The following is a 12,823-nucleotide window of genomic DNA, read 5'->3' as shown; positions in this document are numbered from 1 at the left end:
GCCGTGCGTGCCGGCCGGCGGGCCCGGCCCTGAGGCGCGTCCGTCGCAGGACGGGCGCGGCCCAGCCGCGACAGCGTCCGGCCGGGTGCGCCGGGGCCGGGATCCGGGGGCGCACGCTCACACGGGGATCCGCTCCGCGGCCTTCTCCGGGATCATCACCGGCACGGCCGCCTGGGCCTTGCCCTGAAGCGCCACCGGGGCCGTTCCCGAGACCCTGTCCAGCGAGATCCTGCCCGGAACCCCGCCGGGCAGAGTCTCCAGCGCCTTCCCCGGCGCACCTTCCGGCAGCTTTCCGGGCACGGCCTCCCGCGGGTGCGACCGCGCCCGCGCGCACAGCACCTCCACCACGCCGCCGAGCCGGTCGCGCACCGCCGGATCGGCGAGGCCGCCGGCGGCGTCGAACCGCCCCGGAGCCGGAGAGGCGGGCAGGTCGACCCCGTACACGACGGCGCCGGCGAGGACGAGCGGGCGCCGCAGCGCGGTCTGCGCCCACATCGCCTCGTGCGGGCGGACGCAGGCCGTGACCACGGCGGCGGGCTTGCCCAGCAGGACGGCGCCCGCTCCGGGCCGGGAGGCCCACTCCAGCGCGTGGAGCAGCTGGACCGGCAGGACGCTGTGCTCGGGAGCGGTGATCAGCAGGCCGTCCGCGCCGGACAGCAGGTCGCAGAACTCCTCCGCGGGGCTCGGGAGCGGGCCGCCGGTGAAGGGGGGGATCTCCGCGAGCCCTTCCCAGACCGTGAAATCCGCGGAGACGGGCAGTTCCCGCGCCACCGCCTCCAGCAGTCTCCCGACGTGTGCCGCCGGCCGCAGGCTTCCCGCGATCCCCACGATCCTCATCCCCGAACCCCTTCTCCCGAGCGACGTCACGGCGCTTGTGCCCGAGAAGGGGGGCGATGAACATGATCAGAGTACTAATAGTGCATGAAGTTGCTATTTCGCCGTAAAGATAGACATGAGGCATATGTCGCCCACTGTGGCCGGTGAACCGCAGACCGGCCGTCAGCGCCGATCCTCCTCTTCCGCCTCCTCCGCCTCCTCCGCCGCTGACCGCCCCGCCCTCTCCGGCCGCCCGGGACGGGCCCAGGCGGCCGGATCCGGCGCCGCGTCGGCGATCCGCTGTCTCATCGGCCGCCGGTCCAGGGCGTCCAGCGCCTCCTCGACGAGGCGGCTCAGCGGGAACGACAGCTCGGCCTCGAGTCCGGCCGCCGCGGCGGCGGTGGCCGCCCGTTCCGCCTCCAGCACCGGGAGCAGCGCCTCGGCCTTCGCGGTGGGACGGACGATCCGGCGGCGCGCGTCCGCCCCCGGCGTCAGGACGACGAGCCCCTCACCGGCCATCTGGGCCACCGTCTGGCTCGCCGCCGAGTGGGTCACCCCGATCGCCTCCGCCAGGTCGCGGATGGCGCAGGGACCGGACGCCGCCAGCACCCGCAGGACGGGGGCGAACCGGGGGCGGAACCCGGCCTCCCCCAGCTCGGCGTAGACGGCGGCGACATCCGCGTCCAGCAGGTCGAGCAGGTGCCGCAGCCGGGTCCCGAGCAGACCCGGCCCGGAGTCGAGGGGAGGCATCCCGCCAACATAACAGCCCTGTTGCATCTCCGCCGCGCCGCCCTCCTCCCGCGACGGCGGGCGCGGGGCGACCCGGGCGCGGCATATCACCGGCGACCGGGGTAGGAGCCCGCCTATGAAGACGACATCACCCACCACCTCGCCCCTCGCGCGGACGGCCCCGGAACGCCGGGCGGGGGACGGCGCCCCGGGCCGGGCGCGACGCCGTACGGAGGAGATCGTGCGGACGCGCGCGGGCGCCCGCGCCCGCACCCTGGCCAGGACGCTGCTCGCGGTGAGCGCGACGGCCGCCGTCGGGAGCCTGGCGACCCGGCCCGCCTCCCTGTGGTACCGGCGGCTGCGCAAGCCGTCCTGGCAGCCGCCGCCGCAGACGTTCGGCCTGGTGTGGACACCGCTGTACGGGCTGATCGCCGTCGGGGCGGCCCGCGTCCTCGACCGCCGGGAGGGGGACGAGCGCACCGCGTTCGCCGCCCGCTTCGCGGCCAACCTCGTCCTCAACGCCGGCTGGAGCCTCGCCTTCTTCCGCGGACGCTCGCCCAGGCTCGCCCTGGCCGAGATCACCGCGCTCAACGCCTCGAACGCGGACCTGATCAGGCGGGCGTGGGCGACCGACCGGACCGCCGGGGCGGTGCTGCTCCCCTACGGCGCGTGGACGCTGTTCGCGACCGCCCTCAACACCGCGATCGTCCGCCTCAACCCGGCCGAGGGCTGAGCCGCCCCGACCCGGCCGGAGACCGGGCCGCGGACCGAGCCGGAGACCCGGCCGCGGACTGAAAGTTACATCCCCGGCACCGGTGGCGCCGCAGGTCGGCGCAGTGCCGGGGAGCGGTCCGCTTCCCGTCTCCCGGCGTGGATGCCTAGCATCGCGCCGGGCGACGACGGGAGCGGGCGATGCGCGAAGGCAAGGCGGTTCTGGCGGCACTGGCGGCGACGGCCGCCGTCCTGGGGTTCGTGCTGGCGGGTACGGCGGGCGCCGCATCGTCGGCACGCGCCGAACCGGTCAGGGTCATGGCCCTCGGGGACTCGATCACCGGCTCCCCCGGCTGCTGGCGGGCCCTGCTCTGGCAGCGCCTCCAGGAGGCCGGCCTGGCCTCGTCGGTGGACTTCGTCGGGACGCTGCCGCCGCAGGGCTGCGGCTTCGCCTACGACGGCGAGAACGAGGGGCACGGCGGCTTCCTGGCGACCAACGTGGCCGACCAGGACCAGCTCCCGGCCTGGCTCTCGGCCACCCGCCCCGACATCGTGATGATGCACTTCGGCACCAACGACGCGTGGAGCAACCGCTCCACCGCGACCATCCTGGCCGCCTACGGCAAACTGGTCGACCAGATGCGCCAGAGCAATCCCGACATGAAGATCCTGGTCGCCCAGATCATCCCGATGAATCCGAGTTCGTGCGGCGAGTGCGGCCGGCGGGTCGCGGCGCTCAACGCGGCGATCCCCGGCTGGGCGGCGGGCAGGACGACCGCGCGCTCCCCCGTCGTGGTGGTCGACCAGTGGACGGGCTTCGACACCGCCGTCGACACGGGCGACGGCGTGCACCCCAACGCGGCCGGCGACCGGAAGATCGCCGACCGGTGGTTCCCCGCGCTGACCGCCCTGCTCGGCGCCGGACCGACCGCCACCCCGACCGTCACGCCCACGGCGACCCCGACCGCGACTCCCACAGTGACTCCGACCGTGACCCCCACGGCCACTCCTACGGCCACTCCTACGGTGACCCCCACCGCCGGGAACGGCTGCACGGCCGCCTACAGGGTCGTGAACCAGTGGGCCGGCGGCTTCCAGGGCGAGGTGACCGTGCGGAACGCCGGAACCTCCGCGATCACCGGCTGGACCGTGAGCTGGACCGCGGCAGGCGAACGGGTCAGTCAGGCCTGGAACGCCTCGGTCACCCAGTCCGGTTCGGCCGTCACCGCGAAGCACGCCTCCTGGAACGGCTCCCTGGCGCCCGGGGCGGGCACGTCCTTCGGCTTCCTCGCCTCCGGGACCCCCTCCGCCGCCCCCGCCGTCTCCTGCACGGCCGGCTAGCGGCCCCGGCGCGGTCCCCGAGCGCAGGCCGCCGCCTGCCCGCCGCCCCGGTCCGCGTCCTCCGGCGCCCCGCGTTGCGATGGCCTCCTGCGACTGGGGAAGATTACGGGGACGATGGAACCGGCACCGGCGACACGGATCTCCGGCGCGCGTTCCCGACAGGAGGCAGTGGTGGCGGACGAGTTCGACGTGATCGTGATCGGTGCCGGACCGGCCGGTGAGAACGTCGCGGACAGGGCCGTGCGGGGCGGGCTGAGCGCCGCGATCGTGGAGGAGAACCTGGCCGGCGGCGAGTGCTCCTACTGGGCGTGCATCCCCAGCAAGGCCCTGCTCCGCCCGGTCGAGCTGGCCGCCGAGGCCCGCCGGGTGCCCGGCCTGGAGGTCGGCCCGATCGACGCCGCGGCCGTGCTGGCACGCCGGGACGAGGCCGTCTCCCACTACAGCGACGCCGGTCAGGTCGAGTGGATCGCGGGTGTGCCGGCGGAGTTCGTGCGGGGGCGGGGACGGCTGGACGGCCCCCGGCGGGTCCGGGTGGACCTGCCCGACGGGACCTCGCGGTCGCTGACCGCCCGGCACGCGGTCGTGCTGGCCACCGGGAGCCGCGCCGTGGTCCCGCCGGTGCCGGGCCTGGCCGAGGCGCGGCCGTGGACCAGCCACGAGGTCACCGCCGCCGAGGCGGTCCCGGAACGGCTGGCCGTGATCGGCGGTGGCGTGGTCGCCTGCGAGATGGCGCAGGCGATGCACGGGCTCGGCGCGGCCGAGACCACCGTGCTGGTGCGCGGGGGCCGGCTGCTGGAACGGCTGGAGCCGTTCGCCTCCGGGCTGGTGGCCGAGTCGTTCGCCGCCTCCGGCATCACCGTGCGGACCGGCGCGGAGGTGACGCGGGTGGAGCGGCCCGTGCCGGGCGGGCCGGTGACCGTGCACCTGTCGTCGGGCCCGCCGGTCGAGGCCGACGAGCTGCTGGTGGCCACCGGCCGCCGGCCCGCCGTCGCCGGCCTCGGCCTGGAGAGCGTGGGGCTGGCCGGCGACCGGCCCGTGGCCGTCGACGACGGCATGCGCGCCACCGGTGTCGACGGCGGCTGGCTGTACGCCGTGGGCGACGTCAACGGCCGCGACCTGCTCACCCACATGGGCAAGTACCAGGCCCGGATCTGCGGCGACGTCATCGCCGCGCGGGCCAAGGGCGAGCCCGACGACCTGCCGGCGCTGCGGGACCTGGCGGGCGGCTACGGCGCGCCGCAGGTCGTCTTCACCGACCCGCAGGTCTGCGCGGTCGGCCGGACCGAGGCCCGCGCCCGCGCGGAGGGATTCCCGGTCCGCGCGGTCGAGTACGACCTGGGCGCGGTGAGCGGCGCCTACCTGCTCGGCGACGGTTACCGGGGCCGCGCCAAGGCGGTGGTGGACACCGAGCGGCGGGTGCTGCTGGGCGTGACCTTCGCCGGTCCCGGCGCGGCCGAGCTGCTGCACGCCGCCACGATCGCGGTCACCGCCGAGGTGCCGCTGGAGCGGCTCTGGCACGCGGTGCCGTCGTTCCCGACGGTCAGCGAGATCTGGCTGCGCCTGCTGGAGGCCTACGGCCTGTGACCTCCCGGCCGATACGGCATGCCGCCCCTTCCCCTTCCCGGGGAGCACCGCAGGAGGGGAGTCGCCGACGGCGTCGCGGAAGACCACGACCAGCGCTATGCTGCTGCCCGCGGGCGACCCGGAGCGATCGTCGGGGCACGGCTTCCCCCTGGTAGTCGGCTGCCCAAAGAGCCACCATTTTCCCTCCGGCAACGAGGGTCGCTACAGCTCTCCCCTCCGTTCTTCACGATGGGCTGTTCCCGACGACGCCGGCAGGAGCAGAGGGGACGAACGGATCGTGGGAACGGAGCCTGGGACGCCCCTCGCGGCTCCGGGCACCCCGCGGTCCGATGAGCCCCGCCCATCGGAGGGACCGCCGCCCTCCGGCGGGCTCCGAGAGGCGGAGATCCGGTCGCGGTGGGACCTGCTCCGCATCTGCGCGGGTTCGATGTCCTCGACGGTGGGGTTCCGGACCCTGGGGGTCACCTACCCGCTGCTGGCCCTGTCGCTGACGAAGTCACCGGTGCACGTCGGCTGGGTCGGTTTCGCCCTGACCCTTCCGACCCTGCTCTTCTATATCCCGGCCGGCCTCCTCGTCGATCGGATGACCGCGCGCGCCGTCATGGTGGCCACCGAGGCGGCCCGTCTGCTGGCGGTGACGAGCGTGTTCCTGGCCGTGCTCTTCGGGAGGACGACCCTCCCCCACCTGCTGGCAGCCGCTTTCGTGGAGGGCGCCTTCTGGGTCGTCTACTCGCTGGCGGAGACGGCTCTGATCCGGTCCGCCGTCCCCCGGGCGAGCCTCGTCGGCATGCTGGCCACGAGCGAGACGAACTCCCACATCGCGGTGATGACCGCCAGGCCTGTGGGAGGGTTCCTGTTCGGACTCGGCCACTACGTGCCGTTCGTGATGAACGCCCTACTTTTCTTCGCCTCGCTCATCGCCGTGCTCACCCTGTCGGGAGGGAAGGAACGCCGTGCCCCGCGGACGGCGGTCCCCACGGGCGGGAGACTGCCGTTCCTCCAGGAGATGACAGCCGGCGTCGGGGAGCTGAGAAGCCACCGCTTCCTGCGCGACGCCATGGTGCTGACCACGTTCACGAACCTGATGAGCAATATGCTGATCATCATCTTCGTCGCCGGCACGGTGACCCGCTCTCCTCTGAAGGTCGGCCTGATCCTCGCCGCCAGCGGTCTGGGCGGGGTGTTCGGGTCGGCTCTGGCGCCTCCGCTGCGGCGCCTGCTCCGGCATCGGCTACTGGCACCGCGTCTGGCGCCGCTCGGGCGTCCCCGGGAGATCCTGCTCTTCGCCCACATGTGGATATGGACGTTCGCCCTCCTCATCCCGGTCGGGGGCGGGTCCCCCGTCTTCTTCGGCGCCGCGCTGTTCCTGATGGGGTGCGCCGGAGCGCTCAGCAACATGTCCGTCAGGGCCTTCGAGATCGATCGGGTCGCCGAGGGCAAGCTCGCCCGGGTGGTCAGCGTGCACCGGTTCACCACGCACGGCGCCGTGTGCCTGGCGGCACCGCTCGGCGGGTTCCTCGTCTCCGCGGTGGGGGTGGCGGCGGCGACGACGAGCCTGTTCCTCGCCATGTCCGGCACCACCCTGCTCGTGTCCGCGGCGGTCGCGCTCCGGAAGGTCCGGCGGAGGCGGTCCGCCTCCGCCGGGCCACCCGCCCCCGGACGGATCCGCAGCCGGCCGGAGGGCCGGGTCCCACCCGCCCCCGAACCGGCCTGCCGCCGGTCAGACCTGTTCCGCCAGGCGGTCCGCCTCTGCGGTCAGGTGCGGAGGAAGCCGCGGAGCCACCGCGGCCTTCGCACGCCGAGCCAGACCGGCCGCTGAGGGGGCGTCACCGGCCAGTTCCCTGACCCTGGCCGCGTACAGCAGGACGGGGCCGTGGTCGCCCGCTTCGGCCAGCACGGCCGTGATCTCCCGGTCCGCCTCGGCGGCCCGCCCTCCGGAGGCGAGCGCGAGGGCGTAGGCGGCCCGGGTGGACGGCCACTGCAGCGGCCGGACCCGTTCGAGGTCGTGCAGGGCCTCCGCCGTCCGGCCGAGATCGGCCAGGATCTCCCCCCGCGCGCGCAGCGCCTCCGCGGCGTCCCCCTCCCGGGCGAGGGCGTCGTTGAGGACGTCCCTCGCCGCGTCGGGGTGCCCGCCGTACCACAGCGCCCAGGCGAGTTCGGTCTGGATGGCGGTGTCGCCGGGGACCCGGCGGATCGCGGAGTACAGCTCCTGCACGGCGACCGCGGGCCGCCCCTGCGCCAGTCGGAGCCGCCCGATCCCGGCGAGCAGCCGGCCCACCGCGGTGGTCGCGCCCAGCGTCTCGAACAGGACCGCGGCCGTGCGGTAGTGCGCGACCGCCTTCTCGAAGTCCTCGCGCCGGTGCGCGACGTTGCCGAGGAAGGACTCGATCTCCGCGCGGAGCCACGTGTCGTCCCCGCACCTGCTCAGCGCCTCCTCCGCCTGTTTCGCGGCCAGCCCGAACTCGCCGTCGCGGAAGGCCAGCTCGGCGGCGCGCAGGTACTCGTCCGGTGTGGCCCGGCTCTCGACCGGCTCGGCGGCGCGGCCGTGCTGGAGGATGGGCTGGATGAGCCGCTCGTGCGAGAGCTCGCACCAGCGCGCGCCCGCCCGGAGGTCCTCCCGCAGGATGTGGCGCTCCACCAGCGCCCTGACCACGCGGTTCGGCTCCCCGGCCGTGAGGGTCTCGCCCTGGTAGACGATCTCGCGCCTGCCGTGCTCCGTGATGAAGTTGCGGCGCAGCCAGGTCCGCAGGCGGTCGGTGTCCCCGCCGAGGTGGTCGCGGGCCACCTCGGCGATCATCCGTTCGAAGAAGCCGGTGAGCGACCGGTCGGCGTCGGCGAAGCGGCGCACGTGCTCGGCGGTGATGACCCGTACGTCGGCGGGAAGGGAGCGCCACATGGCGGAGCAGACGACCTGGAGCTGGACGGGCTCGACCACCTTCGCGTCGGCCACGACCTCCTCCCCGAGCGCCGTTCCCACCCGGATCCTGCGCAGGTCCTCCACCAGCCCTTCGGCGGCTCCCGGCGCGAAGGACCGGCCGGTGCCCTCCAGCGGACCCTCCGTCGCCCGCACCGCCGCCGCCGTGTCGAGCGCGGCGAGCGGGAAGCGGCCCCGGGGCATGCCGGCCAGTTTGGGCTCGTAGGGAAGGATCGCGGCCAGGTAGTCCTCGCGGATCGACACGAGCAGGCGCAGGTGCGGATCCTCGTCCAGCGCCTCCACGAGCTGGTCGATGAACCATTCCCGGTACGGCTGGCGGTGGGCGAGGTCGCCGAACAGCTCCTCCGCCTGGTCGATCGCGGCCAGGGTCAGCACCGGATCCCCGTACGGGTCCTGCCGGGACGGCCTGCGCCGCAGGAACCCGCGGAGCGTCAGGCCGGCCAGCCGCGTGGGCGTCTCCTCCGGGGACCACGACGACAGCAGGGCGAAGACGTGCGGGTTGTGCTGCGAGAGCGCGGCGGAGGGGAAGGGGGAGCCGTGCGACACGCGGCCGATCGGCAGGATGTCGACCGTGGTCGGATCCATCAGCGGGAGCACGCCGGCCTGGATGAGCGAGGTCTTGCCCACCCCCGAAGGGCCGTAGAGGATGGTCAGGCGGTTGGCCTGCCAGAGGTCGGCGATCTCGTGCGACTCCCTGGCCCGCCCGAAGAACCGGGCGCCGTCCTCCCGCCGGAACGCCCGCAACCCCACGTACGGTTCGACCGCCTGCGCCGGGCGGACGTCACCCGGGCTCACGACATCGCCCCCATCCGCCGCCGCAGCTCCATGCAGAACTCCTCGGCGGTCCCCCAGAAGATGGAGATCCGCCAGTCCTCGTAGTATCTCGCCAGTTGCCGCTGCACGTCCTTCACGTCCGCCTTGCTGGTGTCGAGCGAGGGGGCGAGCTGCACGCTGATGTGCCTGCGCCGGTTGATGCCGGGGACCGCCCGCAGCAGCCCGCGGAACAGGACGCGGAACGTCCAGTCCTGCAGGCTGTAGCCGATGAACAACAGGGGGCGCCGGGTCAGCGCCGCGAGGATCGAGGTGGGCAGCATCCGCTGGCTGCCCGCGACGCCCTCGGCCGCGAGGCTGGTGAGGAACTCCAGGTAGTCGTCCTCGGCCAGCACGATCGACGTCGGGTCCTGCAGGTTGCCGTGCAGGTGGTAGATGAGCGGCGTGTCCGGCTGGGGGTTCCACCCGGCCTCGTTGCTGAACAGCTTCTCGGCGTAGGCGATGTCCTTGTTCCACGGGCAGACGGCCGTGTTCGGGCGTTTCCCCACCGCTTTCAGGGAGCGGAAGATGAAGTCGTCGTAGTTGGTCGTCAGGTACACCGGGAGCGGGAACTCCGCCAGCAGCCCGTGCGGTTCCAGCGGATGGAGGAAATCCGGGGGATCCGCCGCGTCCAGCTCGTCGCAGACCAGTCTTTTGACATGGACGGCGTCGCCGTATTTGATCGCTCCGAACTGCGCCACCCGGGGGAGGTCGTGGTCGTCCCCGTAGGGATATCCCCAGCGGCGGGCCATTTTCCGGCTGAGCGCCGTTCCGGTCGGCAGGGTGCCCACGCACGCCCCCGACCCCAGGAAAGGCGTGCAGTCCCCGCTTCTCAGCTGGTAGATCAAACGCTCCCATTCGGCGTCACCCATGTCGTACACGCACGGCACCACCTCGTCGACCGCGGGCCCGGCGGACCACGGGCCGATGCCGTACGACTCTATTGGCCCGGTCAATGCCCGGCGGGATCATATGACGGAATTGAACCCCGCCAGTGGAGGTCGATCATCCTGGAGGAGCGACTGCAGCATCCTGCCCAAGACGGGATTGTCGATTCCCTGGATGTCTTCCAGGGACAGCAGGGGCAGCCTGTCGCGACCGACGAGGACTTCTGCAGGCTTGCATCCTGTCTCATTTTCACGCATGATCACTCCTCCACTTTCTCGGACCGTCCCGTCGTTACGGCCGGCCCGAAAACAATGCGGCCACCCCGTCCTCCGATCGCTCCGGGATCCTGCCACCGGGGTTTAAATCATTCTGTGACACTCCCCTTCGTCAATCAACCTTTAGGATGGCCGAAGGATCGTTTCGGCTCACAGGGTGGAGGCCTCAGGTGGCGGAGCTTTCTCACACGGTGAACGCGGTGCCTGAGCGGTCGCCCGAGGTCTGGGAGAAAGTGCCGCCGCGCAACAGGAACTTCACCGGCCGCGAGGAGCTCCTCACCCGGCTCCGCCGGGGCATCAGCACCGTGACCGCCGTCGTCCCCCAGCCCCAGGCGCTCCAGGGCCTGGGCGGCGTCGGCAAGACCCACCTGGCCATCGAGTACGCCTGGCGCTACCGGTCCCACTACGACCTGGTCTGGTGGATCCCCGCCGACCAACGCGTCCTGGTGCCGTCGGCGCTGGCCATGATGGCGCCCCACCTCGGCCTGCCGAGCGCCGCGACCACCGGTGTGGAGGAGACGGCCGAGGCGGTGCGCAGGGCGCTGCAGAGCGGCGAGCCGTACCGCCGCTGGCTGCTGATCTTCGACAACGCCGAGGACCCCGCCAGGATCGAGGAGTTCATCCCGCTCGGGCCCGGGCACGTACTGATCACTTCGCGCAACCCCGACTGGGAGGACCGTTTCGAGACGCTCCAGGTCGACGTGTTCGAGCGCGAGGAGAGCGTGGAGTTCCTCCGCAGGCGGCTGCGGAGGGAGATCTCGGACGAGGACGCCTCCCGGCTCGCGGAGAAGCTCGGCGACCTGCCCCTCGCGCTGGAGCAGGCCGGAGCGCTCCAGTACGAGACCGGCATGTCGGTCGACGAGTACATCGAGCAGCTCGACGAGCAGACCGGCCGGCTGCTCGGCGCGAACAAGGCGTCGGGCTACCCCCTGTCGATGACGGCCGCCTGGCAGGTCTCGGTCTCCATGCTGCAGGACCGGCTCCCCGAGGCCGTCAGGATCCTGCGGTGCTGCGCGTTCTTCGGTCCCGAGCCCATCCCGCGTGACATCTTCCGCCGGGGCGGGCGGACCATCGGCCGCGGTGCCGGGGAGAAGGCCGACCCGCTGCTGAGCTCGATCCTGTCCGATCCCATCCTGCTGGCCAAGGCCCTGAGCGAGCTGCGGCGTTTCGCCCTCGCCAGGATCGAGCCCGAGACACGCACCATCCAGGTCCACCGCCTCGTTCAGGCGCTCCTGCGCGACGGCCTGTCCGGTGAGGAGCAGCGGACGGCGCGGCGGGAGGTCCACCTGCTGCTGGCCGGCAGCGCACCGCCCGACCCGGACGACAGCACGAGATGGCGCCAGTTCGAGGAGCTGGTGGGCCACGTCGCCCCTTCGGAGCTCGCCGAGAGCACCGAGCCCGTGGTGCGCAGGTTCGCTTTGAACATCGTCCGCTACCTGTACCAGGCGGGCAACTACCAGTCGGCCCTCACCTTCGCGGAGGACTTCATCGGCAGGTGGTCCGAGAGCAGCGGGCCCCGGCACCCCGACGTGCTGATCGCGCGCAAGCACCTGGGCAACGTGCTGCGCGGACTCGGTAGGTACGCCGAGGACTACGACCTCGGCAGGGAGACCCTGGAACTCATGCACGAGGTCTTCGGACCGCGGCATCCCGAGACCCTGTCGATGACCAACGCCTTCGGCGCCTCCCTGCGCGCCCGAGGGGAGTTCATGAGGGCCCGCGAACTCGACGAGGAGTCCCGGCAGGCCCACGAGCAGACCTTGGGACCGACCCACCCGTCCACCCTGCGCGTGATGAACAACCTCGCCCTCGACTACGGCCTCACCAGCGACTACATGCTCGCCCGGACGCTGCAGCAGGAGACCTACCTGGAGCAGAGCGACGCGACCCAGGGGATCAGCAAGTCCTCCTTCCTGCTGTCGTGGAACGGCCTGGCCCGCGTCGTGCGGCTCTGCGGAGACTACGCCGAGGCATGCGACCTGGGCGACGAGGCGCATGCCTACGGCGTCCAGGAACTGGGTCCCGACCATCCCGTCACCCTGCTCACCGCCAAGGACCTGTCCATCGCCCGGCGCAGGGCCGGCGATCTCCCCGAGGCGCTGGCCATGGCCCGCGACGCGCACGCGCGGTTCCAGCGGCTCTTCGGTAACGAGCATCCCGACACCATGGCCGCCGCGGTCAACCTCTCCAACGCCCTGCGCACGACCGGCGAACTCGACGAGGCGTTCGCCATCGCGCAGGAGACCGTGCTCCGCTATCCCCGGGTCTACAGCGAGGACCACCCGTACACCCAGGCCTGCCGGAGCAACCTCGCGATCCTGTGCCGGCTGCGCGGAGACACCGAGACCGCCAGGGCCATCGACGAGGCGGCCCTGGAGAGGCTGACCGCCACGGTCGGCCGGACGCACAACTACTCACTGGCCTGCGCCGTCAACCTCGCGACGGACCTCGCGCTCCTGGGCGAGACCGCCAGGGCGCGGGAGCTCGGCGAGGACACCCTCCGACGACTCCACGGGCTCTTCGGCGAGGAGCACTACCTCTCACTGCTGTGCGCCGCCAACCTCTCGCTCGACCTGCGGGCCGCCGGTGCGGAGAAGGAGGCGGAGCGGCTCCGGACCGAGACCCTGGAGCGCTACGAGTACAGCCCGCTGGCGTCGGTCCAGCCCGACATCCTCGCGGCGGTCGCCGGCCTGCGCATCGACACCGACTTCGACCCGCCGCCGATCTGACCGGG

General features: G+C 72.8%; 9 protein-coding genes. 5 read left to right on the top strand and 4 right to left on the bottom strand.

Annotation, left to right across the window (positions count from 1 at the left end; genetic code table 11):
- Positions 1–117: 117 nt before the first annotated feature.
- On the bottom strand, positions 118–837 hold the full coding sequence (locus tag HS045_RS32300; RefSeq protein ID WP_196455420.1) for an NADPH-dependent FMN reductase: 720 nt from the start codon (positions 835–837) through the stop codon (positions 118–120).
- A 162-nt stretch (positions 838–999) separates the two neighbouring features.
- Complete coding sequence (locus tag HS045_RS32295) at positions 1,000–1,566, bottom strand: MarR family winged helix-turn-helix transcriptional regulator (protein ID WP_196455419.1); 567 nt, start codon at positions 1,564–1,566, stop codon at positions 1,000–1,002.
- A 115-nt stretch (positions 1,567–1,681) separates the two neighbouring features.
- Between HS045_RS32295 and HS045_RS32290 the strand changes: the two genes are divergently transcribed.
- The 4 genes from HS045_RS32290 (at position 1,682) to HS045_RS32275 (ending at position 7,000) form a co-directional block, all read left to right on the top strand.
- Positions 1,682–2,278 (top strand): TspO/MBR family protein, encoded by a 597-nt coding sequence (locus HS045_RS32290; RefSeq protein WP_196455418.1) that lies wholly within the window; start codon positions 1,682–1,684, stop codon positions 2,276–2,278.
- A 179-nt stretch (positions 2,279–2,457) separates the two neighbouring features.
- Positions 2,458–3,597: a cellulose binding domain-containing protein gene (locus tag HS045_RS32285; RefSeq protein ID WP_196455417.1), complete on the top strand. Its 1,140-nt coding sequence runs from the start codon at positions 2,458–2,460 to the stop codon at positions 3,595–3,597.
- 171 nt (positions 3,598–3,768) lie between these two features.
- Complete coding sequence (locus HS045_RS32280; protein WP_196455416.1) at positions 3,769–5,181, top strand: NAD(P)/FAD-dependent oxidoreductase; 1,413 nt, start codon at positions 3,769–3,771, stop codon at positions 5,179–5,181.
- A 427-nt stretch (positions 5,182–5,608) separates the two neighbouring features.
- Positions 5,609–7,000, top strand: coding sequence for an MFS transporter (locus HS045_RS32275; RefSeq protein ID WP_196455415.1), 1,392 nt, complete (start codon positions 5,609–5,611; stop codon positions 6,998–7,000).
- Here HS045_RS32275 and HS045_RS36345 read toward each other — a convergent pair.
- Together HS045_RS36345 and HS045_RS32265 are read right to left on the bottom strand one after the other, a co-directional pair.
- Complete coding sequence (locus HS045_RS36345; protein WP_196455414.1) at positions 6,902–8,911, bottom strand: tetratricopeptide repeat protein; 2,010 nt, start codon at positions 8,909–8,911, stop codon at positions 6,902–6,904. The two genes, HS045_RS32275 and HS045_RS36345, sit on opposite strands and share 99 nt — an antisense overlap.
- Complete coding sequence (locus HS045_RS32265; protein WP_196455413.1) at positions 8,908–9,882, bottom strand: SIR2 family protein; 975 nt, start codon at positions 9,880–9,882, stop codon at positions 8,908–8,910. The genes HS045_RS36345 and HS045_RS32265 overlap by 4 nt, the downstream gene beginning before the upstream one ends.
- Before the next feature lie 407 nt (positions 9,883–10,289).
- Between HS045_RS32265 and fxsT the strand changes: the two genes are divergently transcribed.
- Positions 10,290–12,818 carry an FxSxx-COOH system tetratricopeptide repeat protein gene (gene fxsT / locus HS045_RS32260; protein ID WP_307827822.1) on the top strand — a complete coding sequence of 843 codons (2,529 nt, stop codon included), beginning with the start codon at positions 10,290–10,292 and terminating at the stop codon, positions 12,816–12,818.
- Positions 12,819–12,823 lie beyond the last annotated feature (5 nt).

This window comes from Planomonospora sp. ID82291 (assembly GCF_015711645.1).
Classification (GTDB): Bacteria; Actinomycetota; Actinomycetes; order Streptosporangiales; family Streptosporangiaceae; genus Planomonospora.
The sequence above is the reverse complement of the archived record's forward strand: the minus strand, read 5'-3'. Positions and strand labels throughout refer to the sequence as shown.